The following is a 23,577-nucleotide window of genomic DNA, read 5'->3' as shown; positions in this document are numbered from 1 at the left end:
CGCGGTCCGCATTTTTGAGATGACGGCATCGCTGCGACGCTTCCAGTCGCGTCTTCCAGGGAAACCGACTATCGTCACGCCGGGTTGCCGGCGTGACTGTACTAGCGAGAGGGGCTTTCATGGCTGCCACGGACGATGCGCGCGACAGGCCGGTACGGAGCGGCGCCGGGTCGTCCGACAACGCCGAAATGGTGCGGCCTGCCATACCGACGGCGTTCACGCTGGTTGGCGTCACCGCCGTGCTTTATCTCGGGCGCGAAGTCTTCCTGCCGCTGGCCGTCGCCTTCCTGCTGACATTTGCACTGGCCCCGATGGTTTCGGCGCTGCGCAAACGTTCGCTTCCCAAGCTACCCGCCGTCATCCTTACCGTGGTGTTGGCTTTCATGGCGATCGGGCTGTTTTCCTTCATCGTGGCGTCGCAAGTGACCACGCTTGCCCAGAACATTCCCACCTACCAGATCAACATTCTGGAAAAGGTCCGTTCGCTCAAAGAGATGGGCGCCAATGGCGGCATCATCGAAAGATTAAGCGGCGCGGTCGAGCGCGTCGGCGCCGAGTTGGAAAGAGGTACGCAACAACCGAGTGCTCCTACGGCAGAGACGGAACCGCAAAAGCCTTTGCCAGTCGAGATCGTGACGCGACAAACCACCATCGACACGCTGAAGAACGTGATCGTGCCACTGGCCAGCCCCTTTGCCACTGCAGGCCTCATCATCGTGGTCGTCATCTTCATGCTTCTGGAACGCGAAGATCTGCGCGACCGCTTCATCAGGCTTGTCGGCTACAGCGACCTTCACCGCACCACGGAAGCGCTGCAGGATGCCGGCAAGCGCGTTGGGCGCTACCTACTGATGCAATTGGTGGTGAACACCAGCTATGCAATACCCGTAGCTATCGGGCTCTGGCTGATCGGCATACCCAATGCGCCGCTGTGGGGCCTGCTGGGGCTGGTGCTGCGCTTCGTGCCTTATATCGGACCGGCGATCGCCATGCTGCTGCCCTTGCTGCTGGCGCTGGCCATTGCGCCCGGCTGGTCGCTGGTGCTGTGGACCGCTGCGCTGTTCATCGTGATGGAGCTCATCATCAACAACATCGTCGAGCCGTGGCTTTATGGCTCGCGCACCGGACTCTCGCCGCTGGCAATCATCGTGTCGGCGATTTTCTGGACCTGGCTATGGGGGCCGCTCGGCCTGATCCTGTCGACGCCGCTGACCGTGTGCCTCGTCGTGCTCGGCCGACATGTGCCGCAATTCGCCTTCCTTGACGTGCTTTTGGGCAACGAACCAGTGCTTGAACCACACACGCGGCTTTACCAGCGCCTGCTGGCCGGTGATCCGGACGAGGCGACGGACAATGCCGAGGAATTCCTCGAGGATCGATATCTGGTCGATTACTACGACCGTATCGGGATACCGGCCCTGCTGCTTGGCGAACAGGACCGACAGCGCGGCGTGATGTCCGACGAGCAGCGGCGCAAGCTGGCCGCGAGCGCACAAGCGCTCGTTTCCAACCTGGAAGAGGTAGCGCAAGAGGAGGAGGACGAGGAAGAAGATGCGTCTTCCGCCAAGGAGGAGCCGGATCTGCTCGGCGAAGACGCGGAGGAAACCGAAACGCCGGACCTCCCGGACGGTGAAGGCAAGGCGCTGCTTTGCCTCGGCGGGCGCGGCGAAATCGACGATGCCGTCGCCGCCATGCTGGCGCAGGTTCTGGAAGTGCAAGGGGCCGCTGCCACCAGCGCAAGTCACGTTGCGCTGGAGCCCGGAAATGTCGGCCTGCTCGACCTCAAGAACGCCAATACAGCTGTCGTCGCTTTCCTCAATTCGAGGTCGGCGGCGCATGCCCGCTATGCAGTGCGCCGCCTGAAGCGGGCCAAGCGCGGGCTGCGTGTCGGAATCCTGCTCCCTCGGCTGGAGGACGACGAGAACAAGCCGCTGACGGCGGAGGCCGTCAACGCCGATTTCGTCGCTGCATCTATTGCCGAAGCGGTGATTTCGGGTCTTTCCGACAAGAAGGCCGTGCCCTTGAAAGCAACGGCGAGCCGCCTTTCGCGCAAGCGAACCCGGCCGAAAGCGGCAGCAACAGCGAAGGCCTGATAGGTTCTACCAGTCGCCGATGCTGGCCTGGATGACGGCAAGTGCTGCAACCGCTGCCGTGTCGGCGCGCAGGATGCGAGGCCCGAGCGGGATCGCCGTCACGAACGGCAAGGCGCGTAGCATTTTGCGCTCTTCGTCGGAAAAGCCGCCTTCGGGGCCGACCAGAAGGGCCAGCTTCTGTTCTGAAATCTTGTTGAGCGCCGGCATTGGATTGTTGGTTGAAGCGTCTTCGTCGCAAAACACCAACCGCCGCCCGGCATCCCAGCCAGCCAGAACACGTTCGAGCTTTTCGGCTTCGCGCACCTCGGGAATGGCGAGGATGCCACACTGCTCGGCGGCCTCGATCACGTTGGCCTTCAGCCGGTCGATGCCAAGCTTCGGCACCTGCGTGTGCTGGGTGATGACCGGCTGCAGGACGCCCGCGCCCATCTCGACGGCCTTTTGAACAAGGTAGTCCAGACGCCCCTGCTTCAGCGGCGCAAAGCAATAGACCAGATCGGGCAAAGGCGGCTGCGGCCGCTGCAAGGTTCCGACGGCAAGACTTACCGCCTTCTTCGTCTTGCCGGCAACCGAGGCCGACCATTCACCGTCCCGCCCGTTGAACAGCAGGAGTCCGGCACCGTCGGCAAGTCGCAGCACATGGGCAAGGTAGTGGCTCTGCTGCGGATCGGCCTCGAATTCGGCTCCGGCGGAAAGGTCGTTCGGCACGAACAGGCGTTGCAGTCGATAGTTTGCGCGCATGGGCCAGACATGCGGCAGCCCGAGCGGAGCGTCAAGCCGGCGCGGACGGATGCCAGACGGGCCGGTAGCCACGGTTAAGCACGGCCAATGTCGTCGCGGGGGTCAGAAGCTGCAGAGGCCGGCCGGAAAGACTGGCAGGAACCACAGCTTCTCTATAGCCGGCGAATGACCAGTGCAGGGCAACGCCGCCGCGCAAGGCGTAGCAACTGGCTCCATCGCTTACCATCGCGCCATCCGGCAGGTCAGAAAGTTGCGCAGCAGGGGTCGGCACTGGCTTGCCTCCCGAAGCCAACCGTTCCTTGTGCAGGCGCTGGTCCAGTTGCGGCGCGCGCGGCTCGGCAATCTTGAACGCTTCGCCAAAGCAACCGACGAAATCCTTGGCCCGCTCGCGGCGGCAGTAGAAGCAGGGTCGATGGCCGGCGGCAAGCGCCGTGACCTCGTCAAGGAAGAACAGTTCCGTCCAGCCGGCTTTGTCAGGTTCACCGGGGCCGCCCGGCCGATTGCGACCCATCGGTATGCGGCGCACATTTCGGAATTCGCACACGCAGATAATCCAGGCCTTGAGCGCCCAGCGCTTCTTCATCAGCATTCTGGTGTCGGGGTCGTGGATGATGCCGCGATTGCCGGTGAAAAGCCCTCGATCCGGGACAGCGTGGATCGAGCCGAACGGATCGACCCGGTTCTGAAGTGGCATAGTGCTTTTTCCGATTTCTACAACCAGCCCGTTATTGGCTCTGCCGCCGCCATCATGATATCGCAAGCGCTGTCTTTGTCATCGCATGGCTGAACGGCGGGGTTTCGATGCGGGTGCTGGTCGTCGAGAATTACGAAAATACCGGCCTCGGCCAGGTCGGCGCAGCAATCGCCGAGGTCGGGGGCGAGATCGACTTGTGCAAACCGTATCGCGGAGAGCCTCTGCCCGGCGATTCCCGTGACCATCATGCGCTGGTGGTGCTTGGCGGCGGGCAAAATGCGCTGGCAGACCAGGCCTATCCTTATTTCCCTGTGCTGCTCGAGCTGATCCGTGACTTCGAGGCCAGGGATCGCGCCGTGCTCGGCATCTGCCTTGGCAGCCAATTGATCGCACGGGCCTTCGGCGGGCACAACAGGATCGGCGGCTCGACGGAATTCGGCTGGCGGGAAGTGTCGCTGACCGAGGAAGCAAGCGAGGACGGCGTGCTGTGCGAGCTGCCGGACCGTTTTCCGATCTTCCAATGGCATGACGACACATTTTCGATGCCGCCGGACGCGGTACGGCTGGCCGCCAGCTCGGTTACAGGCAACCAGGCGTTCCGCATTGGCCGCGCCACTTACGGCTTCCAGTTCCATTTCGAAGCCGACCGGCCGATGGTGCGGCAGTGGAGCGAAAGCTTTGCGGAGCTGATTGCCACGAAGCAGCCCGGTTGGGCCGGCCGGCTAGAAGAAGAGATGGCGCAACATGGCCCGCAAGCCGACGCGGCAGGGCTGACGATCGCGCGCGCATGGGTTGCCGCGATCTGACAAATACCGCCCGTTTGCTGGCGGGATAAGGATGAATTTTCTCTACCGCGCCGGCCGCTAGTGACAATTTTGGCACTCGCTTTGGAATCCGCTGTGGATTGAAATTTTCCACCTTGGCTTGTGTGCACTGGTACCGCTAGAAGCCCGCCCGGTATCGCTGCCGGGGCTGGCGACGCCGCTGTCACCATTCGGCAACACAGATCCGGAATGTGGTGCCCGCCGAACTTTCAGTCACGAAACTTTTCAGAAAATTACGCGTTTCAACGCAACGGTAACCTGTCCATGCAAGACCACCGGAAGGCTCAATCTGAGATGACATCCGTGAAAGCAGCCCTTCTGACCTTCGCCATGCTGTCGGCAATCGTATTCGGCGGCCTCGGTATCTACGCCGCCGACGCGGCCAATGACCACAACGCCGTGGACGGCTACGGCGTGACCGCCACGCTGCGCTGAGCAACGCCTGCTTCCGTCACAGTCAGAACACCTTTTGATACACCGTCAACGGTGAGCGCGCTGAGCTTTCCTGTGTTGTATGCACCGGTGTCGAGATTGACGCGGTTTGCCCGCACGTCGACTTCTGCGACGGGCGTGTGGCCGTGGACAATCACCTTTGGATAAAGCGCCGCGTGCGCGTGGAACTCGCCCCGTATCCAGATCAGGTCATGCTCAAGCTGATCGGCCAGCGGAATGCCCGGCCTGACGCCCGCATGACAAAAGAAGAAATCACCGGCTTCGAATGAACGAGGCAGGGCGCGCAAGGCGTCGAGATGCGTGGCCGGTACAGCGTTCAGAAGCGCCGCATGGCCTTCCTGCACGGTACGCTCCGAGCTTTTGAAAAGTCCCCTGCGCTGCAGGTTGACGTTGTAGGAAAGCGCTGTCTCGATACCGCCGAACGCCATGAACAGCCCATTGGGATCGGGACTTTCCATGAAATCCACGAAGCCGGCATCATGGTTGCCGGCCAGCATGACATTGCGTGGATCGCGCACGCTCGCGGCGATCAAGAAGTCGAGCACCCCTTTGGAATCGGGACCCCGGTCGACATAGTCGCCGAGATGGACGATGCGCCAATCCGCCGGCGGCTTCGAAGTCAACTCGTCCGCGATATGACGATGCATGATCTTGAGCAGGTCGAGCCGCCCGTGGATATCGCCGATCGCATAGAGGCGCATGCCTTGCGGAGACTTCGCCTCGTTGAAGTGGATGCCGGTTTCCGCCACGCGCTCTCCAGGGTCACCGATAAAGGAGGTTCTTGCCAGCGTCCCTTATGTCGCGCTTTCCGCACAACGCCAATGTCGTATCGAGCTCCTTGCGGATGATTTCCAGCGTCGTGGTGACGCCCTCTTTGCCACCGGCGCCCAAGCCGTAGAGGAACGGACGACCGATAAAGGTGCCCTTTGCGCCGAGGCAGAGCGCCTTCAGCACATCCTGGCCCGATCGGATGCCGCCATCCATGAACACTTCGAGCTTGTCGCCGACGGCTGTCGCTATGTCTTCCAGGACCGAGATGGAGGACGGCGCGCCGTCCAGCTGGCGGCCACCATGGTTGGAGACGATGATGGCGTCCGCACCTGTCTTGGCAGCCATGACAGCGTCTTCCTTGTCGAGAACGCCCTTGAGGATCAGCTTGCCACCCCAGCGCTGCTTGATCCACTCGACATCGCTCCATGACAATTGCGGATCGAACTGTTCGCTGGTCCATGACGAAAGCGAGGCAAGGTCGCCGACGCCCTTGGCGTGGCCTACGATGTTGCGGAACGTACGCCGCTGGGTGCCCAGCATGCCAAGACACCAGCCCGGCCGCGTCGCCATCTGCCAGATGTGCTTGGGCGTAAACTTGGGCGGAGCTGACAGACCGTTGCGCAGGTCCTTGTGCCGCTGGCCGAGGATCTGCAAGTCAAGCGTAAGAACCAGCGCCGAACACTTCGCCGCCTTGGCGCGGTCGATCAGATTGTAGACGAAGTCGCGATCCCGCATAACGTAAAGCTGGAACCAGAACGGCTTCTTGGTTACCGAGGCAACGTCCTCGATGGAGCAGATGCTCATCGTCGACAATGTAAACGGCACGCCGAATTCCTCAGCCGCCTGCGCCGCCAGCATCTCGCCGTCGGCATGCTGCATGCCGGTCAACCCGGTCGGGGCCAGCGCAACAGGCATGGAGACTTTTTCGCCCAGCATGGTGGTTTCGAGCGAGCGGTTGGTCATGTCCACAAGCACGCGCTGGCGCAGCTTGATCTTGCCGAAATCCTCTTCGTTGGCGCGATAGGTGCTTTCGGTCCAAGCGCCGGAATCGGCGTAGTCGAAGAACATCTTCGGCACACGCCGCCGCGCGCGTTGCTTGAGATCGTCTATGGTGAGGATTTCGCCCATGGATGTTCCAATCAAGAAGAAGCGGTGATGGTTGATATTGGGCCGTAAAGGCCGTCAGCTGTCGTTGCCATCGGAGCGCTGCCGGAGCCGGAGCCGCGACACGCGCTGCCAGTCGCCATGACGTTCCGCCTCATTGGCGGCGCGCTCGACATAGGTGATGTGGTCCATCGCGGCCTTGCGGGCAGCGGCGGGGTCGCCGGCCCTGATCGCGTCATAAATATCATGATGCTGCGCCAACAGTTTCTCACGCGCACCCGGCAGCGCAAAAACGGTGAGGCGGTTCTGGAAAACGTCTTCCGACAACAGCCGGTAGCAGGAGCGCAGCGTGTGCAAGAGGATGATGTTGTGCGCGCATTCGCCGACGGCGTGGTGGAATTCGACATCGACCTCCGCTTCGTCGACGAAGTCGCCGCTGCGATGCGCCTCGTCCATGCGGGCAATAATTGCGCCGAGAAGGGCGAGGTCGTCGGCGGTTGCTCGGCGCGCGGCGTATTCGGCGGCGACGCCCTCGATCTCGCGGCGATATTCGAGATAGTCGGCGGCAGCTTTGCGGTGGCTGGAAATCAGCTCGATCACCGGCTTTGAAAACACCTGTCCAATGACATCAGCGACATAGGTGCCACCGCCGTGGCGGGTGACCAGAAGGCCTCGCGCTTCGAGCAGCTTCAGGGCATCGCGCAGGATCGGCCGCGAGACCTCGAACTGCTTTGCCAGCTCACGCTCGCCCGGCAAACGATCGCCGGTGCGCAGCACGCCTTCCAGGATAAGGATCTCTATCTGCTGCACCACCTCGTCGGCCGTGCGCGAATGTTCGATCCTTGAGAAAATGTCCGTCAACGAAGTGCCCAACAAAAGAGCCCGTGGAGCCCAGCATTAAGGCAACCGCCAATACTGGTCAAATAATTTATCCAATTGGGGTTGCTCGACCCGAACCCGACTGCGAACGATGTGGTAGTGAAGGGCAAGTTCTTGTTTGCGTCGCCGGAGGTTTAGCACTAGAGGGACGCGTTGCTTGAAAGCGCACATTCGTCACTACGACCTAGGGGCCCCACCGTGTCGGACGATCCATCAAACCTGGAATTCAAGCCGCGCCCGACGGGGTCCGTCATGGGATTCCCGGCCCATGAAGGCCGGCCCGGTGCGCTGGGCGAAGTCCATTCCCGCCCGCATCCTCTGGTCGAGAAGCCGCGCGTGCTGGTGCAACTCTCATTCATGACCGAGGGCGGCTCGAGCGTCGACCACGCCGTGCTGTCGGAACTGTCCCGCCGCCTTGGCATCGCTGCGCCCGACCGGCAGGCACGCCACCATGCGATGAAATGGGGCAAGGGGTCACTCCGTTGGGAACGCCACACCGAATTCTCGACCTATCTGTGGGAAGGCCCACTGTCCGAGGCTGGCAAGGTGCAGGAAGATTCACCTTTTGGGCACGGCTTTTCCCCGCCCGGAACGGTGATTTCCGGCATAAGGCTCGAAATCCGCAAATGGACGCCGGCCAGCGAGAAGCTGATTGCCGGCTTCGACCCGACCAGCCTGTGCTATTCTCTGGTGGAAAGAGGCAATGCTGCCATCGTGACAGATTTCCGGCAGGACGGCGACGGCCTGACGCGAATCCTGGTGCTGGATCGCGGGCTGACGCCGGCTCGGACCGGTGCGCTGTCGCAACGGCTGATCGATATCGAAACCTACCGGACACTGGCCATGCTCGGCCTGCCGATGGCGCTTTCGCTATCCGGGCGGGTGCGTCGCATCGAGGACCGGCTAGCTGTAATCACCCGGGAAATGAAGGACGCCGAGACGCGCGACAGCCAGACGCTGCTTGCCGACCTGACAGAACTTGCCGCCGAACTGGAAGCAGACGCGGCTTCCAGCCTTTACCGCTTCGGCGCCAGCCGCGCATATGACGGCATCGTGCGCGAAAGGCTGGAAGCGCTCGATGAACAAGCGGTCCCGGGCTACGACACCTGGGGCGGCTTCCTGCAGCGTCGCGTGGCGCCTGCGATGCGCACTTGCCGTTCGGTCGAAGAAAGGCAAGCCAACCTGTCGCGCAAGCTGACGCGCGCCACTACGCTGCTGCGCACATGGGTCGATGTCGAGGTGGAAAAGCAGAACCGCGACCTGCTCGCCTCGATGAACAATCGCGCCCGCCTGCAACTGCGCCTCCAGCAGACGGTCGAGGGCCTCTCGGTTGCAGCCGTTTCCTACTATGTCGTCGGCCTGATCAGCTACCTTGCCAAGGGCGCAGCGCTGTTCGGCCATGCTTTTGCGCCCGAAGTGATCACCGCTGCGGCCGTGCCGGTGGCATTGCTTTTGGTATGGTGGGCGGTGCGCCGCATCCGTCATCATCATTCCGAACACGGCAAGGCCGCCAGCGAATAGGCTTTGCCCGCCATTTTGATTGCACGCAGCGTCAGATTGACGCTGCGGAATTTCGGGCGCGTCGTGCGCCAAAACCCCACCAAAGCACAATTTGCAAGCACGCATTCGAACTGGTAAAGGCTTTTTACCAGTATTGATGAGGACTGCCGATGACCGGCCTGGCGATGCCGAAACCCGATGCAGCGACACTTGGCCGGCGCGCCGAGATCGTCGCCGACATGCGCATCATCGTTCCGGGTGAGGGCGTGGTCGATGCCGTGAACGAAATGCGTGCCTTCGAGAGCGACGGGCTTACCGCCTACCGGCAATTGCCGCTGGTGGTGGTGCTGCCGGAAACGGTGGCGCAGGTGTCGCGCGTGCTCAAATACTGCAACGAGCGCAACATCCGCGTCGTGCCGCGCGGTTCGGGTACATCCCTGTCCGGCGGAGCGCTGCCGCTGGAAGACGCCGTGCTTCTGGTGATGAGCCGCTTCAACCGCATCCTTGAGATCGATTTTCCCAACCGCACCGTGGTGGCGCAGCCCGGCGTCACCAATCTCGGCATCACCACCGCCGTCGAGCAGGAGGGTTTTTATTACGCCCCCGATCCATCCTCCCAGATCGCCTGCTCGATCGGCGGCAATGTCGCGGAAAATTCCGGCGGCGTGCATTGCCTGAAATACGGCCTGACGGCGAACAACGTACTCGGCATCGAGATGGTGCTGATGGACGGCGAAGTGATACGCCTGGGCGGCAAGCATCTCGACAGCGAAGGCTACGACCTGCTTGGCGTGATGACCGGTTCCGAAGGCCTGCTTGGCGTGGTCACCGAGGTTACGGTGCGCATTCTCAAGAAGCCCGAAACGGCGCGCGCCCTGCTGATCGCCTTTCCGACCAGCGAGCAGGGCGGCCAGTGCGTTGCCGATATCATCGGGGCGGGGATCATCCCCGGCGGCATGGAGATGATGGACCGGCCGGCGATCCACGCTGCGGAAGACTTCGTCCATGCCGGCTATCCCCTCGATTGCGAAGCACTTTTGATCGTCGAACTCGACGGACCTGCGGTAGAGGTCGATCACCTCATCGGGCTTGTCGAGAAGATCGCCATCGACAATGGCTCGACAACCTGCCGCATCTCGCAAAGCGAACAGGAGCGGCTGACCTTCTGGGCCGGGCGCAAGGCGGCGTTCCCGGCGGTCGGCCGCATTTCGCCCGACTATTACTGCATGGACGGCACCATTCCGCGCAAGGAACTGCCGCGGGTGCTGGCCGGCATGCGCGAGCTTTCCGAGCAATATGGCCTGCGCGTCGCCAATGTGTTTCACGCCGGCGACGGCAACCTGCACCCGCTGATCCTCTACGACGCCAATATCCCGGGCGAACTGGACAAGGCCGAAGCATTCGGGTCCGACATCTTGCGGCTATGCGTCAAGGTCGGCGGCGTGCTAACCGGCGAGCATGGCGTCGGCGTTGAAAAGCGCGACCTGATGCCGGAAATGTTCAACCAGGCAGACCTCGACCAGCAGATGCGGGTCAAATGTGCGTTCGATCCCAACCATCTGCTCAATCCGGGCAAGGTGTTTCCGCAACTGCGGCGCTGCGCCGAGCTCGGCCGCATGCATGTCCATCGCGGACAGGTGGCGTTTCCTGACATTCCGAGGTTTTGAGGGATGACTACCTTCACCCCTGAAAATGCCGAGGATGTGTTTTCAACCGTGCGGTGGGCTGCGGCCGAGCAAGCTCCGCTGGAGATCATAGGGCATGGCTCGAAGCGCGGCATCGGCCGGCCATCGCAGGCCGAGCACACGCTCGACCTGTCGAAGCTCGCGGGCGTTACGCTTTACGAGCCGGCGGAACTGGTGCTTTCAGCGAAGGCCGGGACGCCGCTTGCCGAGATCGAGACGCTTCTGGCAAGGAACAACCAGCAGCTTGCCTTCGAGCCGATGGATTACGGGCCGCTGCTCGGCGGCAAGTCGGGAAGGGGCACGATAGGCGGGGTGCTCGCCGCCAACCTCTCCGGGCCACGCCGCCTGAAGGCCGGTGCGGCACGCGACCATATCCTCGGCATCCATGCGGTTTCCGGGCGGGGCGAAGCCTTCAAGTCGGGCGGGCGCGTGGTGAAGAACGTCACCGGCTACGATCTTTCCAAGGCGATGGCCAACAGTTGGGGCACGCTGGCGGTGGCGACCGACGTCACCTTCAAGGTGCTGCCCACGGCGGAAACCGAGACCACGCTTGCGGTGCGCAGCCTGCTCGACGACAACGCCGCCGCGGCGATGGCGCTCGCGCTCGGGTCGAGCGCGGAAGTCTCGAGCGCGGCGCACCTGCCTTATCCGGCGGTGACACGGGTCGCGGACGGAGCGCTCGGCAGCGATGCCGCGACGCTGCTCAGGGTCGAGGGGTTCGGCCCATCGGTCGCCTACCGCATCAACAAGCTCAAGGACCTTTTGAAGAACGCCGGGCCGCTGGAGGAAATCCCGGGCGCGGCCTCGCAGGCGCTTTGGCGGGAGGTTCGCGACTGCACTCCATTCGCGGACGGCAGCGACACGCCGGTGTGGCGCGTTTCGATGGCACCCGCCGACGGGCACCACATGGTCATGGCGCTGCGCATGCAGGCGGCGGTCGAAGCCTTCTACGACTGGCAGGGCGGGCTGATCTGGCTGGCCATGGCCGCCGGCGACCCGGAAGCTGAACTGGTGCGCGCGCTTGTCAAGAAATTCGGCGGCGGCCACGCGACGCTGGTGCGCGCGGCACCGGCCTATCGCGCGGCCATTCCCGTATTCCAGCCGCAGCCGCCGGCGCTTGCAGCGCTCTCCGCCCGCCTCAAGGCCGAATTCGATCCCAGCAACATCCTCAATCCGGGCCGCATGATGGCGGGCGGCGTATCTGCTAAAGTCGATGCAGCAACCGAAGGAGCATCGACATGAGCGACACCGGCCCGACCGCGCCACGCAAGACCGACCGCTGGCTGGAGCCAGGCCCGACCAATGCGCAGGTGATCTACTTCCTCTACCTTGCCTGCTTCGTCGTCGGGATCACGGCCATCGTCGGCGTGGTGATGGCCTATATGAACCGCGGCAAGGCCGGCGGCATGGTCGAAACCCACTACACTTTCCTGATCCGCACTTTCTGGATCGGGCTCGCCTACGCGCTGATCTCGGCCGTGCTGATCGTCGCCGCGATCGGCGTCGTGCTGATGCTGGCCGTCGCCATCTGGATCATCGCGCGCTGCCTGATAGGCTTGCAGGCGCTGCAACGCAACGAACCGATCAAGAACCCGACAAGCTGGTTCCTCGGAACCTGAGACTAACATTTTCGTGCAATTCCGGACGGAAAACCGGTTCCCACTTTTCCTGGAATTGCTCCAGATCGAGGCATCAGACGTGCAGACCAATTTTTCGCTCGCCCAGCTTGCCGACCCGCATGTCGCGGAAGCGGAGAAGATCCTGCGCGCCTGCGTGCATTGCGGCTTCTGCACGGCGACCTGCCCGACCTATGTCACGCTCGGCAACGAACTCGACAGCCCGCGCGGCCGCATCTACCTGATCAAGGACATGCTGGAAGGGGGACGGGCCGCCGATAAGGAGATCGTCACCCATATCGACCGCTGCCTGTCGTGCCTTGCCTGCATGACAACCTGCCCGTCCGGCGTCCACTACATGCATCTGGTCGATCATGCCCGCGCGCATATCGAAAAGACCTACAAGCGGCCGCTGCCGGACCGGCTGATCCGCGCGGTCCTGGCTTTCGTGCTGCCATACCCGGCGCGCTTTCGCACAGCGCTGAAACTGGCGAAGCTCGGCAGGCCGTTCGCCGGCGTGTTCGGGAAGGTCGCTGCGCTGAAGCCGCTGGCGGCGATGCTGAGGCTTGCCCCGGCAACGGTGCCGGCGCAGTCAGCGATGGCGAAGCCGGGCACGCATAGTGCCAAGGGGACGGCAAGGCGCGGGCGCGTCGCCATCCTGACCGGCTGCGCCCAGCCGGTGCTCGATCCCGGCATCAACGAGGCGACGATTTCACTGCTCAACCGCCTTGGCGTCGAGGTGGTGGTGCCGCAGGGCGAGGGCTGCTGCGGCGCGCTGGTTCATCACATGGGCCGCGAGGAGGAGGCGCTGGATTTTGCCCGCCGCAACGTCGATGCCTGGACGCGCGAGGTCGAGGCCGGCGGTCTGGACGCCATTTTGATCACGGCCTCCGGCTGCGGCACGACGATCAAGGACTATGGATACATGCTTCGGTTCGACCCGGCCTATGCGCAAAAGGCGGCGAAGGTTTCGGCGCTGGCCAAGGACGTGACGGAATATCTCGACACGCTCGACCTGCCGGAACCGGCGCGAAAGCCGGGAACGGTGGTCGCCTATCATTCGGCCTGCTCGATGCAGCACGGGCAGAAGATCATACGCCAGCCGAAAGCGCTGCTCGCCAAGGCGGGCTTCGTCGTCAAGGAACCGCGCGAAGGGCATTTGTGCTGCGGCTCGGCCGGCACCTACAACATCATGCAGCCGGAGATTTCGGCGCGCCTGCGCGAACGCAAGGTGAAGAACATCAAGGCGACCGGCGCGGCCGTCGTCGCCACCGGCAATATCGGCTGCATCACCCAGATCGCATCGGCGGCGGAGCTGCCGGTGGTGCACACCGTCAAGCTGCTCGACTGGGCCTATGGCGGACCGAAGCCTGAGGGGCTGACGACGCATTGAGCTGGGGCGGGCCGGTGGACAGCGCCGCCACTGGTTTTGTCCGAGGGGCTTCTGGTTCGGCTTTAGATTGCCTCAACTTCACGGAATGGATTCCGGACGGCCTCGCCATCGCTTTGCTCGGCTCGCTTCCGGGATGACGCAGTGTTTTCCGCTTCGTCATCCTCGGGCAAGCCAGAGCGTAGCGACAGGCGCGACCCGAGGATCCATGCCGTGAGGATTGTGTGGTGCAGGGCGGCTCAGAATAGGGGGCCTGCTTTTGCGCCATTTGCGTGCTGCCGGGATGTTACGGCATGAATCCCAGGGTCTTCGCAACGGCCTTCGGCCTGCTCCGCCCTGGGATGACGAAGAGATGGGTATGCTTTATGGTTGCCACGCCCGGCTAATGCCGTCTGGCCATTGTCAAAGAACTGACCTCGATAGAGGTCGGGAGGACGGGCGGCCGTTCGGTCGCTCGTTTAGTTAAGTAGTGCGGCCTTGCGGCCGCCCGTCCGGTGGTCTTGCCTCACCGGGGGCAGCAATGACGCCGAAAGCCCCGATCGAGGCCCGGACTTGGGGGCTCATCACCCAGCCGCACACCGTCATGCGACCAATCCGGCACCGACRCCCTTCCCTGATACCCGGTGCGCACCAGGTCCGCACACCGTCATGCGACCAATCCGGCACCGACGCCCTTCCCTGATACCCGGTGCGCACCAGGTCTCCCGCAAGGGCGATGGCATGAGTATGCGGGAGATGGACAGGGTGGGGATAAGGGAGGGTGAAGTTTCTGCGGGGAGGCGTGATTTGTCCCCTACACGATCAGAAGCCTCACAAGAACAACACCCCCCTCTGGCCTGCCGGCCATCTCCCCCTCAAGGGGGGAGATTACCAAGATTGCCATGCTTTCATCCGGCACTGAAATGACAGAGGCGGCTGTAGCTTGAAGCTGCCGATCTCCCCCCTTGAGGGGGAGATGGCCGGCAGGCCAGAGGGGGGTGCCTGACGAGGCACTCGATCGGCAACCGGATCGAGTCTCTTCATCAAAAGGGGAGAGTAAGCGCGCTGGTGTCCAGAGTAGTGCCTCAATGTCACGGAATGGAGCCCGGATATTCCTTCCTCGCTGCGCTCGAAAGCGAATTCCGGGATGACGAAGTGCAGGAATGCCTTCGCCTACGAGGCGGAAGGGTGGCGCTGGCTCAAGCGCCAAACCCGGAGGCTGGCCGAGGAGCCCGGCCCTTACTCCGCAGCCAGCTTGTTGCCGGTGGCGTAGGTGGACTGGTAGCGGGCGCGTTGGCGGTTCAGCGCCACCATGGTGTTGCGCATCAGGATGGCCACGGTGATCGGGCCGACGCCGCCCGGAACCGGCGTGATCCAGGAAGCCACGTCCTTGACGCTGTCGGTGTCGACGTCGCCGACGATGCGGCTGTTGCCGTCCGGCCCGGTTTCGGCGTTGATGCCGATGTCGATGACGGCGGCACCGGGCTTGACCATATCGGCCTTGATGAGGCGCGGCTTGCCGACGGCGACGAACAGCGCATCGGCACGGCGTGCGTGCGCCGCGACCGAGCGCGTCATGTGATGGCAGACGGTGACGGTGGCGCCCTCGCTCATCAGGAGAAAGGCGATCGGCTTGCCGACGATCTCGGAGTGGCCGACGATGACCACCTCCAGACCCTTGAGGTCGAGGCCGGTTTCCTTGAGCAGCTCGACCGAAGCGGCCGCCGTGCAAGGCGCAAGGTCGAGGTCGTTATAGACGATGTTGCCGATGGAGGCCGGGTGCATGCCCTCGACATCCTTGAGCGGATGGATCGCGCCCTGCAGCGCCTTGATCGGGATATGCGGCGGCACCGGGCGCTGGATGATGATGCCGGTGACGCGCGGGTCGGCATTCATGCCGTGGATGGCGGCTTCCAGTTCGGCTGCGGTAAGGTCGGCCGGGAAGTTGCGCTCCTCGAAGTCGATGCCGGCAAGCTCGGCCTTGGCGCGCTGGTTGCGCACATAGACGCCGACCGCGGCGACATCGCCGACGGTGATCGAGACCAGCCTGGGCGGGAAGCCGTCGGCAGCGGCGGCATCGGCCTGCGCGCGCACCTCGGCAATGATGCGCTTGGCGACCGGGCCGCCCTTCAGGTAGCGCGTATCATCGGAGAGAGACATTATTGTTTCCTGTATGGAAAATGGTTTGCATAAGGAGATAACCGAGAACGCCACCAAGAGCAACGCGAAAGCGGGATTTTCGGCTGTCTTGGCCACCTTCTTTCAAGCCAAGTGCAGATTGGCAACAAAAAGGGCAGCGCGGCGTTGCCGGCTGCCCTTTTCGCGACCGGTCATGTCCCCTACACGACCCGTCCCCCGTTGTTGCGGACTTTCTACATCACCACGACGGTGGTGCCAACCGGCACGCGCTCGTAGAGGTCGACGACATCTTCGTTGCGCATGCGGATGCAGCCCGACGAAACGGCGCCGCCAATGGTCCAGGGCTGGTTGGTGCCGTGGATGCGGTAAAGCGTGGAACCGAGATAAAGCGCGCGCGCGCCGAGCGGATTTTCGATGCCGCCGGCGAGGTGGGCCGGCAGATAACGGCCCTTGGCCTTTTCGCGCGCGATCATTTCCGCCGGCGGATACCAATCCGGCCACTCGCGCTTTTGCGACACCTTGTGCGTGCCGGCCCATTCGAAGCCCGGCTTGCCGGTGCCGACGCCATAGCGCCGGGCCTTGCCGTTGTCGCCTACCAGATAAAGGAAGTTCTCGGTCGTATCGATGACGATGGTGCCGGGCTTCTGCGGACCGTCATAGGCCACTTCCTGCGGCAGGTAGACAGGATTGATCTGCGGGCGGGCCACGACGCGCTTCTGCGGCTTGGGCACGGCGGCGGTGCGGATGCGGTCCGGCTGGACCTGTATCTGCGCCGGCGCTTCGATGGCGCGGAGCTTGCGCTTCTGCTCGGCCTGCTGCGCGCGCTTCAACGGGCGGACCATGGTTGGCTGCTGGCCAAGCTGCATGACCCACGGGGCGGACAGGTCTGGGCTGACCATGACCGGCGGACGCTCGGCATAGCGTTCGCTGGCCATCGACGCGGGCGTTGCGGCCACGACAGCGCAGACCGCGCCAAAAAAGGAGACGGAAAGTCGTTTCATCAGAATTTGCTCTCAGCTTAATCGTCTCGGCCCGACAGCAAGACCCGTTGGCCCAAGACCCGTTGGCATGCCCCGATGTTGGCTGCGAGCAGCAACCGAAACATGAATCGGAATGCGTAAAATGCGGTTTTGCCGGTAAACCTTTTGGTATGGTTATCGGCACGTTCAGGAATCTGGTAAAGCGCCGGTAAAAGGTGAAGCGACAAAGGTTAACGGGCAAAAATACATGAGCGAGAACAAGCCATGAGCGAGAACACTGGCCTGATCACCGGCCCGGACGGCATCGAGCGCTGCTTCTGGCACGGCAATCTGCCGGACTACCTGCACTATCACGACCATGAATGGGGCCGCCCGATGGCCAACGACACGAGGCTGTTCGAGAAGATCTGTCTGGAAGGTTTCCAGTCCGGCCTGTCGTGGCTGACGATACTGAGGAAGCGCGAGAATTTTCGCGAGGCCTTTGCCGGCTTCGAGGTCGACCGCGTGGCGCGCTTCACCGACGAGGACGTGGAACGCCTGCTCGGCAATGCCGGCATCATCCGCCATCGCGGCAAGATCGTCTCGACCATCAACAATGCCAAACGCGCCCGCGAGCTGGCCGACGAGGCGGGATCGCTGGCGGCCTGGTTCTGGAAGTTCGAGCCGGGGCCGGAGGAACGCCCGGCAGTGGTCGATCTCGCCCATCTCAAGGCCAATCCGACGACCGCAGTTTCGGTGCGCATTTCCAAGGAACTGAAGAAGCGCGGCTGGAGCTTCGTCGGCCCGACCACCGTCTATGCCTTCATGCAGGCGATGGGGCTGGTGAACGACCATCTCGAAGGCTGCGCCTGCCGGGCCGGGGTGGAGACCGAGCGCAAGCGCTTCAAGCGGCCGCGCTGACGGGGCTTGCGGCAAAAGGCCGGGCATTCAAACCCTTGCCGCCCAAACCCTTGATGCCCAAACCCTTGATGCATCGAACCGCATCGGTTAGGACAGCCGCGTCGCAGGGTCCGGCAGTTTTGCCGCTGCGGCATGTCCTGAATTGCCGAGTATCAATCCATGGCCGACAAATCGGAAAAGATGAAAGCGCGGCTGCCGCGCGGGCTGGCTGACCGCAGCGCGGAAGACATCCGCACTGTGGAAAAGATGACGGCGAAGATCCGCGAGGTCTACGAGCTTTACGGCTTCGAGCCGGCGGACCAGCCGCTGATTGAATATACCGACGCGCTTGGTAAATTCTTGCCCGACCAGGACCGGCCGAACGAAGGCGTGTTTTCGTTCCAGGACGACGACGAGCAGTGGCTTTCGCTGCGCTATGACCTGACCGCGCCGATGGCCCGCTTCGTGGCGGAGAATTACGACCGGCTGCCAAAACCTTTCCGCAGCTATCGATCGGGCTGGGTGTTCCGCAACGAGAAACCGGGGCCGGGACGTTTTCGCCAGTTCATGCAGTTCGACGCCGATACGGTCGGCACGCCGGGCGTCGCGGCGGATGCCGAAATGGCGATGATGATGGCCGACGTGATGGAAGCGCTGGGCATCAAGCGCGGCGACTATGTCATCCGCGTCAACAACCGCAAGGTGCTGGACGGCGTGCTTGAGGCGATCGGCCTTGGCGGCGAAGAAAATGCCGGGCGACGGCTGACCGTGCTACGGGCGATAGACAAGCTGGATAAGTTCGGCGTCGAAGGCGTGCGGCAGTTGCTCGGTCCCGGACGCAAGGATGAGTCTGGCGATTTTACTAAGGGGGCAGGGCTTGAACCAAGGTACATTGATTTTGTTGCAGATTTGTTTTTGAGAACAAATGAAGGCGGATCGACGAGGCAGGTTCAATCCTCAGAAAATGCCCGAAAGTCGATGAGCTTGCCTCTGCAAGGCTTACTCGGAGGAAGCAAGCAAAACGAGACGTACCTGAACGGTGTTGATGAGCTGCTTAGTCTTGAGAATTTGGTGACAGCTGCTGGTTATGGGCCGGAGCGCATACTTATCGACATGTCTGTCGTCCGCGGCTTGGAATACTATACCGGCCCCGTCTTCGAGGCCGAACTGCTTGCCGAAATCCCCAACGAGGAAGGAAAGATCGTGCGCTTCGGCTCGGTCGGCGGCGGCGGGCGCTATGACGGGCTGGTGTCGCGCTTCCGCGGCGAACCGGTGCCGGCGACCGGCTTTTCCATCGGCGTATCGCGCCTGATGACGGCGCTGAAGAACCTCGGCAAGCTCGACACGTCCGATGTCGTCCAGCCGGTGGTGGTGCTGGTGATGGACAAGGACACGGAAAGCCTTGGCCGCTATCAGAAGATGGTTTCCGACCTGCGCAAGGCCGGCATTCGTTCCGAGATGTATCTCGGCGGCGCGGGCATGAAGGCGCAGCTCAAATACGCCGACAAGCGCGGCTGTCCGATCGCCGTCATCCAGGGTGGTGACGAGCGCGCCAAGGGCGAGGTGCAGTTGAAGGACCTGATCGAGGGCGCGCGGCAGGCGGCTGCGATTGGAGATCATGCCGAATACAAGGAAGCGCGGCCGGGCCAGGTGACGGTGGCCGAGGCCGACCTTGTCGCGGAAGTGAAGAAGATACTTGCCGCACAGGCCGACGAGCGCAAGCGGACGCCATGACCTCCCGCCCCGCCATCGCCATCGAGATCGCAAGGCTGTTTGCCGAGCGCGGCGCACTGCCGGTGGACGTGCCGGTGTTGCAGCCGGCCGATCCGTTTCTCGACATGGCCGGCGAGGATTTGCGCCGCCGCATTTTCCTCACCGAAAGCGAGACCGGGCAGACGCTATGCCTGCGCCCGGAGTTCACCATTCCGGTGTGCCTCGACCACATCGCCTCGCAGGCCGGCACGCCGCGCCGCTATGCCTATCTCGGCGAAGTGTTCCGCCAGCGGCGCGAAGGCGCGAACGAGTTTTTCCAGGCCGGCATCGAAGACCTCGGCGACCGCGACACGGCGCGGGCCGACGCGCGTTCGCTGGCCGATGCCCATGCGCTGATTTCGCTGGCGCTGCCCGGCGAGGCGCTGGCGGTGACGCTCGGCGACCAGGCGGTGTTCGAGGCGGTGCTGGCGGCGCTCGGCCTGCCGCGCGGCTGGCGCATGCGGCTGGCGCGCGCCTTCGGCTCGGACGCGATGCTGGAAGCAGCCCTTGCCGATCTTGCCAATCCGCCGCGCAACGGCCAGCTGGCGGGCGCGGTGGCGATGCTTGCCGTCGATGGCGACACTGATGCGCTGAGCGCGCATATTGCAGGCGAAATGGAAGATGCCGGGCTCTCCGCCTCGGCTGGCCGCACGCCAGCCGACATCGCGCGCCGGCTGATCGAGAAAACCCAGCTACGCAGCGTGCGCCTGTCCGATGACGCATTTGCCGCGCTGAAGACGTTCCTTGCCATCGATACGCCGCTTGCCGAAGCCGCGCCCGCGCTGGAGAAATTCGCCGCAGGCGCGCGCCTGTCGCTCGGCGAGGCGCTGGCAAACTTCGCGGCGCGCGCCGATGCCATCGCCGCGCACGGACTGGGCGCGGGCACGGTGCGCTACGATGCGGCGTTCGGCCGTCCGCTCGACTACTATACCGGGCTTGTGTTCGAGATTGCGGCGAGCGGCGCTTCACCGCGTGTGCTGGCCGGTGGCGGCCGCTATGACCGGCTTCTCACGCTGCTCGGTGCGAAGACGCCAATTCCGGGCGTCGGCTTCTCGGTCTGGCTTGACCGGATCGAAGCGCTGCGGGAGCAACGCCAATGACCGTGACCTTGGCCATTCCTTCCAAGGGCCGGTTGAAGGAGCAGACGCTGGAGGTTCTGGCCAAGGCCGGGCTTGCCGTCAGCCTGCCCGGCGACGAGCGCAAATACCGCGCCCATGTCGAGGGCCGCGACGATATCGAGGTCGCCTTCCTGTCGGCCTCGGAGATTGCCGGCGAAATCGGACAGGGCGCGGTCGACCTCGGCGTCACCGGCGAGGACCTGGTGCGCGAGAACCTGGCTGACTGGGAACAGTGTGCCGAGATCGCGGCACGGCTCGGCTTCGGCCATGCCGATGTCGTGGTGGCGGTGCCCGACATCTGGCTCGATGTCGACAGCATGGCCGACCTCGACGATGTCGCCGCCGACTTTCGCCAGCGTCATGGACGGCGGCTGCGCATCGCCACGAAATACTGGCGGCTGACGCAGCAGTTCTTCTCCGGCAAGCACGGCATCCAGGTCTATCGCATCGTGGAAAGCCTTGGCGCTACCGAAGGCGCGCCCGCCGCCGGCTCGGCCGATGTCATCGTCGATATCACCTCGACCGGCTCGACACTGCGCGCCAACAGGCTGAAGGTGCTGGCCGACGGCGTGGTGCTGAAATCGCAAGCCTGCCTCGTCGCTTCGCGCAAGGAGCGCGGCGCGAAGGCGCAGGCGCTCGTCGATGAAATCGCGGCCAAGGTGCGCGCCGCGACTGCCGGATAGGCTGGAACTAGAAGCAATCCGGCGATAAGGCTCGTCTGCCATGATCAACGCCCTTAGCTCGCCCGACCTGCAGCAAAGCAACCGGCTGCGCCTCAACACGCTGATCCGCTTGCGCTGGCTGGCCATTTTCGGCCAGAGCACCGCCGTTCTCGTCGTTGCCTACTGGCTGGAATTTCCGTTGCCGGTGGGCTTGTGCTTCGCACTGATCGCCGGTTCGGCCTGGATGAATTTGTGGCTGGCTTTCCGCTACCCGGCGGCGCACCGGCTGAAGCCGCTTGCCGCCATGGGCATCCTGACCTTCGACAGTTTGCAGCTTGCCGGGCTGCTCTACATGACCGGCGGGCTGACCAACCCGTTCTCGCTTCTGATGACCGTTCCCGTCGTCATCTCGGCGACCTCGCTGCCGCTCAGGCTGACCGCGGTGCTCGGCGCGCTGGTGATGGCGGTGGCGACCCTGCTTGCCTTCTTCCACCTGCCGCTGCCGTGGATCGAGGGCGCGCCGCTGGTGATGCCGTTCGTCTACGTCGCCGGCATGTGGATGGCGCTTCTGTCGTCCATCGCGTTCACCGCCATCTATGCCTTCCGCGTCGCCGACGAGGCGCGGCTGCTCGCCAACGCGCTGGCCGCGACCGAACTGGTGCTGCAACGTGAACAGCACCTGTCCGCCCTGGACGGGCTGGCGGCAGCGGCCGCGCACGAACTTGGCACGCCGCTGGCCACCATCACACTGGTGGCCAAGGAAATGGAAAAGGTCTTGGGCAAGGACCCGAAATTCCACGACGACGTGACCTTGCTGCGGACGCAAAGCGAGCGGTGCCGCGAAATCCTCAAGCGGCTGACCAGCCTTTCCTCCGAAGGCGAGCCGCTGTTGACCCGGCTGCCGCTGACCTCGCTGATAGAGGAGGTGATCGCGCCGCACCGCGATTTCGGCATCTCGATCAAGCTGAAACCCGGCGAACGCACCGGCGCGGAACCGGTGGGGCGGCGCAATCCCGGCGTCATCTATGGGCTGGGCAATCTGGTCGAGAACGCGGTCGATTTCGCCCATACGAGCGTGAGCGTGAGCTGGAGCTGGGACGATGCTTCGGTCAACCTGACCATTACCGACGACGGCGCCGGTTTTCCGGCCGAGGTCATCGACCGCATCGGCGAACCTTACATGTCGACGCGGCAGGGGGCCGAGCCGGGCGGTGGGCTGGGGCTCGGCCTGTTCATTGCCAAGACGCTTCTGGAGCGCTCCGGGGCCAGCATCGTGTTCAGCAATTCGAGCGGCCCGGGCGAAGGTGCGTTGGTGCAGATCAAATGGCCGCGCAGCGTGTTCGTCTATGCCGATGGCGTGGCTGGCACATCGCTCAACGCGGTGTAGAATTGGACAGCGGCGCTCAACACCTATATCTGCGCGTGAAAGACATGTTCTTCCGAGACAAAGCACCGGGCGCGACAAAGATCGGGCGCGGTAAAAAATTGGGACCTGACAGATCATGACCGGCGAAGACGTCACTGGCAGCATGGTAACGGGCGGCGACACCTCGCTGCTGATCGTCGACGACGACAAGCCCTTTTTGACCCGGCTGGCCCGTGCCATGGAAACGCGCGGCTTCGTGGTGGAGACCGCCGACAGCGTGGAGGAAGCGGTGGGCAAGGCCCGCGCCAACCCGCCTGCCTATGCCGTGGTCGACATGCGGCTCGGCGACGGCAACGGTCTCGACGTGGTTGCTGCGATCCGCGAAAAACGCGAGGACGCGCGCACGGTGATCCTGACCGGCTACGGCAATATCGCGACTGCGGTGACGGCGGTGAAGCTCGGCGCCATCGATTACCTGTCCAAGCCGGCCGATGCCGACGATGTGTTCGCGGCCCTGACCCGTACCTCTGGCGAGCGCGCCGCGCCGCCGGAAAACCCGATGTCGGCGGACCGGGTGCGCTGGGAGCATATCCAGCGCGTCTACGAGATGTGCGAGCGCAATGTCTCGGAAACCGCGCGCCGGCTGAACATGCACCGCCGCACCTTGCAGCGCATATTGGCCAAGCGCGCACCGCGCTAGGCGTATCGCGATTTCTGCTGCCCGTGGCCCGCAAAGGGCGGGCCGAGCTACATTTCGACAGCACCTGGACAGCTTCGGAAAGATCCGGCCCGCGCAAACCTGTCTGGCAGCCTTTCGGTCATGACCCGTTGCAGTTCGGGCGTTGCATGAAATAGCCGGGGTTGGCGCACACGCGTCGCCTCGGTACTGTCGGGCGTGAATCAATTTCACGCCATTTCCCGCCGCTCGGCCCGTCACAAGACATGCGAGGTA

Annotated in this window: 21 protein-coding genes; 14 read left to right on the top strand and 7 right to left on the bottom strand. The window is 63.6% G+C overall.

Going from position 1 to position 23,577, the window contains the following annotated elements:
* Positions 1-119 precede the first annotated feature (119 nt).
* Complete coding sequence (locus ASD50_RS16515) at positions 120-2,093, top strand: AI-2E family transporter (RefSeq protein WP_056243358.1); 1,974 nt, start codon at positions 120-122, stop codon at positions 2,091-2,093.
* 6 nt (positions 2,094-2,099) lie between these two features.
* Here the strand turns inward: ASD50_RS16515 and ASD50_RS16510 are convergent, their stop codons facing one another.
* On the bottom strand, positions 2,100-2,834 hold the full coding sequence (locus ASD50_RS16510; protein ID WP_056243811.1) for a 16S rRNA (uracil(1498)-N(3))-methyltransferase: 735 nt from the start codon (positions 2,832-2,834) through the stop codon (positions 2,100-2,102).
* Between the two features lie 31 nt (positions 2,835-2,865).
* Entirely contained in the window at positions 2,866-3,528 is a 663-nt protein-coding gene (locus ASD50_RS16505) for a hypothetical protein (RefSeq protein WP_056243355.1), read from the bottom strand.
* A 107-nt stretch (positions 3,529-3,635) separates the two neighbouring features.
* Between ASD50_RS16505 and ASD50_RS16500 the strand changes: the two genes are divergently transcribed.
* Both ASD50_RS16500 and ASD50_RS23220 read left to right on the top strand, forming a co-directional pair.
* Entirely contained in the window at positions 3,636-4,334 is a 699-nt protein-coding gene (locus ASD50_RS16500; RefSeq protein WP_056243354.1) for a type 1 glutamine amidotransferase, read from the top strand.
* A 312-nt stretch (positions 4,335-4,646) separates the two neighbouring features.
* The gene (locus ASD50_RS23220) at positions 4,647-4,787 is read left to right on the top strand and encodes a hypothetical protein (protein WP_162252029.1); all 141 of its coding nucleotides are present in this window, start codon (positions 4,647-4,649) and stop codon (positions 4,785-4,787) included.
* Here ASD50_RS23220 and ASD50_RS16495 read toward each other — a convergent pair.
* The 3 genes from ASD50_RS16495 to ASD50_RS16485 are packed head-to-tail and all read right to left on the bottom strand — an operon-like array spanning position 4,760 to position 7,541.
* Positions 4,760-5,554, bottom strand: a complete 795-nt coding sequence (locus ASD50_RS16495; RefSeq protein WP_056243351.1) for a metallophosphoesterase family protein — start codon at positions 5,552-5,554, stop codon at positions 4,760-4,762. The two genes, ASD50_RS23220 and ASD50_RS16495, sit on opposite strands and share 28 nt — an antisense overlap.
* A gap of 13 nt (positions 5,555-5,567) precedes the next feature.
* Positions 5,568-6,704, bottom strand: a complete 1,137-nt coding sequence (locus ASD50_RS16490) for an alpha-hydroxy acid oxidase (protein WP_056243349.1) — start codon at positions 6,702-6,704, stop codon at positions 5,568-5,570.
* A 54-nt stretch (positions 6,705-6,758) separates the two neighbouring features.
* The gene (locus ASD50_RS16485) at positions 6,759-7,541 is read right to left on the bottom strand and encodes an FCD domain-containing protein (protein WP_056243809.1); all 783 of its coding nucleotides are present in this window, start codon (positions 7,539-7,541) and stop codon (positions 6,759-6,761) included.
* A 216-nt stretch (positions 7,542-7,757) separates the two neighbouring features.
* On the opposite strand from ASD50_RS16485, the gene ASD50_RS16480 reads away from it, so the two are divergent.
* The 5 genes from ASD50_RS16480 (at position 7,758) to glcF (ending at position 13,753) form a co-directional block, all read left to right on the top strand.
* A complete protein-coding gene (locus ASD50_RS16480; RefSeq protein ID WP_056243347.1) occupies positions 7,758-9,080 on the top strand; it encodes a DUF3422 family protein in 1,323 nt (440 codons plus the stop codon).
* Between the two features lie 149 nt (positions 9,081-9,229).
* Entirely contained in the window at positions 9,230-10,726 is a 1,497-nt protein-coding gene (locus ASD50_RS16475; RefSeq protein ID WP_056243344.1) for an FAD-linked oxidase C-terminal domain-containing protein, read from the top strand.
* A 3-nt stretch (positions 10,727-10,729) separates the two neighbouring features.
* Positions 10,730-11,986 carry an FAD-binding protein gene (locus ASD50_RS16470; protein ID WP_056243343.1) on the top strand — a complete coding sequence of 419 codons (1,257 nt, stop codon included), beginning with the start codon at positions 10,730-10,732 and terminating at the stop codon, positions 11,984-11,986.
* Positions 11,983-12,363 (top strand): DUF4870 family protein, encoded by a 381-nt coding sequence (locus ASD50_RS16465; RefSeq protein WP_056243341.1) that lies wholly within the window; start codon positions 11,983-11,985, stop codon positions 12,361-12,363. The genes ASD50_RS16470 and ASD50_RS16465 overlap by 4 nt, the downstream gene beginning before the upstream one ends.
* 79 nt (positions 12,364-12,442) lie before the next feature.
* The gene (gene glcF, locus ASD50_RS16460; RefSeq protein WP_056243807.1) at positions 12,443-13,753 is read left to right on the top strand and encodes a glycolate oxidase subunit GlcF; all 1,311 of its coding nucleotides are present in this window, start codon (positions 12,443-12,445) and stop codon (positions 13,751-13,753) included.
* 1,215 nt (positions 13,754-14,968) lie between these two features.
* Here the strand turns inward: glcF and ASD50_RS16455 are convergent.
* Positions 14,969-15,889, bottom strand: a complete 921-nt coding sequence (locus ASD50_RS16455) for a bifunctional 5,10-methylenetetrahydrofolate dehydrogenase/5,10-methenyltetrahydrofolate cyclohydrolase (protein WP_056243339.1) — start codon at positions 15,887-15,889, stop codon at positions 14,969-14,971.
* 212 nt (positions 15,890-16,101) lie between these two features.
* Entirely contained in the window at positions 16,102-16,869 is a 768-nt protein-coding gene (locus ASD50_RS16450; RefSeq protein WP_056243337.1) for a L,D-transpeptidase, read from the bottom strand.
* Between the two features lie 243 nt (positions 16,870-17,112).
* Between ASD50_RS16450 and ASD50_RS16445 the strand changes: the two genes are divergently transcribed.
* The 6 genes from ASD50_RS16445 to ASD50_RS16420 all read left to right on the top strand — a co-directional run bounded on the left by ASD50_RS16445 (position 17,113) and on the right by ASD50_RS16420 (position 23,325).
* Positions 17,113-17,748 (top strand): DNA-3-methyladenine glycosylase I, encoded by a 636-nt coding sequence (locus ASD50_RS16445; protein ID WP_056243335.1) that lies wholly within the window; start codon positions 17,113-17,115, stop codon positions 17,746-17,748.
* Positions 17,749-17,907: 159 nt separating this feature from the next.
* Complete coding sequence (gene hisS / locus ASD50_RS16440; RefSeq protein WP_056243333.1) at positions 17,908-19,461, top strand: histidine--tRNA ligase; 1,554 nt, start codon at positions 17,908-17,910, stop codon at positions 19,459-19,461.
* Positions 19,458-20,579, top strand: a complete 1,122-nt coding sequence (locus tag ASD50_RS16435) for an ATP phosphoribosyltransferase regulatory subunit (RefSeq protein WP_056243331.1) — start codon at positions 19,458-19,460, stop codon at positions 20,577-20,579. Before hisS ends, ASD50_RS16435 begins: the two co-directional genes overlap by 4 nt.
* Entirely contained in the window at positions 20,576-21,280 is a 705-nt protein-coding gene (gene hisG, locus ASD50_RS16430) for an ATP phosphoribosyltransferase (RefSeq protein ID WP_056243329.1), read from the top strand. The genes ASD50_RS16435 and hisG overlap by 4 nt, the downstream gene beginning before the upstream one ends.
* Before the next feature lie 40 nt (positions 21,281-21,320).
* A complete protein-coding gene (locus tag ASD50_RS16425) occupies positions 21,321-22,646 on the top strand; it encodes an ActS/PrrB/RegB family redox-sensitive histidine kinase (RefSeq protein ID WP_056243326.1) in 1,326 nt (441 codons plus the stop codon).
* A gap of 115 nt (positions 22,647-22,761) precedes the next feature.
* Complete coding sequence (locus ASD50_RS16420) at positions 22,762-23,325, top strand: ActR/PrrA/RegA family redox response regulator transcription factor (RefSeq protein ID WP_056243324.1); 564 nt, start codon at positions 22,762-22,764, stop codon at positions 23,323-23,325.
* Positions 23,326-23,577 lie beyond the last annotated feature (252 nt).

The sequence above is a fragment of the Mesorhizobium sp. Root552 genome (assembly GCF_001427285.1).
Classification (GTDB): domain Bacteria; phylum Pseudomonadota; class Alphaproteobacteria; order Rhizobiales; family Rhizobiaceae; genus Mesorhizobium.
This window is presented reverse-complemented; position numbering and strand designations above follow the sequence as displayed.

What these genes read in the sequence shown, in the direction of transcription:
- hisG (WP_056243329.1), top strand. Translation starts at nt 20,576, where the DNA reads ATGACCGTGACCTTGGCCATTCCTTCCAAGGGCCGGTTGAAGGAGCAG.
- ASD50_RS16490 (WP_056243349.1), bottom strand. Translation starts at nt 6,704, where the DNA reads ATGGGCGAAATCCTCACCATAGACGATCTCAAGCAACGCGCGCGGCGG.
- ASD50_RS16450 (WP_056243337.1), bottom strand. Translation starts at nt 16,869, where the DNA reads ATGAAACGACTTTCCGTCTCCTTTTTTGGCGCGGTCTGCGCTGTCGTG.
- ASD50_RS16465 (WP_056243341.1), top strand. Translation starts at nt 11,983, where the DNA reads ATGAGCGACACCGGCCCGACCGCGCCACGCAAGACCGACCGCTGGCTG.
- ASD50_RS16425 (WP_056243326.1), top strand. Translation starts at nt 21,321, where the DNA reads ATGATCAACGCCCTTAGCTCGCCCGACCTGCAGCAAAGCAACCGGCTG.
- ASD50_RS16510 (WP_056243811.1), bottom strand. Translation starts at nt 2,834, where the DNA reads ATGCGCGCAAACTATCGACTGCAACGCCTGTTCGTGCCGAACGACCTT.
- ASD50_RS16445 (WP_056243335.1), top strand. Translation starts at nt 17,113, where the DNA reads ATGAGCGAGAACACTGGCCTGATCACCGGCCCGGACGGCATCGAGCGC.
- ASD50_RS23220 (WP_162252029.1), top strand. Translation starts at nt 4,647, where the DNA reads ATGACATCCGTGAAAGCAGCCCTTCTGACCTTCGCCATGCTGTCGGCA.
- hisS (WP_056243333.1), top strand. Translation starts at nt 17,908, where the DNA reads ATGGCCGACAAATCGGAAAAGATGAAAGCGCGGCTGCCGCGCGGGCTG.
- ASD50_RS16435 (WP_056243331.1), top strand. Translation starts at nt 19,458, where the DNA reads ATGACCTCCCGCCCCGCCATCGCCATCGAGATCGCAAGGCTGTTTGCC.
- ASD50_RS16455 (WP_056243339.1), bottom strand. Translation starts at nt 15,889, where the DNA reads ATGTCTCTCTCCGATGATACGCGCTACCTGAAGGGCGGCCCGGTCGCC.
- ASD50_RS16470 (WP_056243343.1), top strand. Translation starts at nt 10,730, where the DNA reads ATGACTACCTTCACCCCTGAAAATGCCGAGGATGTGTTTTCAACCGTG.
- ASD50_RS16500 (WP_056243354.1), top strand. Translation starts at nt 3,636, where the DNA reads ATGCGGGTGCTGGTCGTCGAGAATTACGAAAATACCGGCCTCGGCCAG.
- ASD50_RS16420 (WP_056243324.1), top strand. Translation starts at nt 22,762, where the DNA reads ATGACCGGCGAAGACGTCACTGGCAGCATGGTAACGGGCGGCGACACC.
- ASD50_RS16515 (WP_056243358.1), top strand. Translation starts at nt 120, where the DNA reads ATGGCTGCCACGGACGATGCGCGCGACAGGCCGGTACGGAGCGGCGCC.
- ASD50_RS16505 (WP_056243355.1), bottom strand. Translation starts at nt 3,528, where the DNA reads ATGCCACTTCAGAACCGGGTCGATCCGTTCGGCTCGATCCACGCTGTC.
- ASD50_RS16475 (WP_056243344.1), top strand. Translation starts at nt 9,230, where the DNA reads ATGACCGGCCTGGCGATGCCGAAACCCGATGCAGCGACACTTGGCCGG.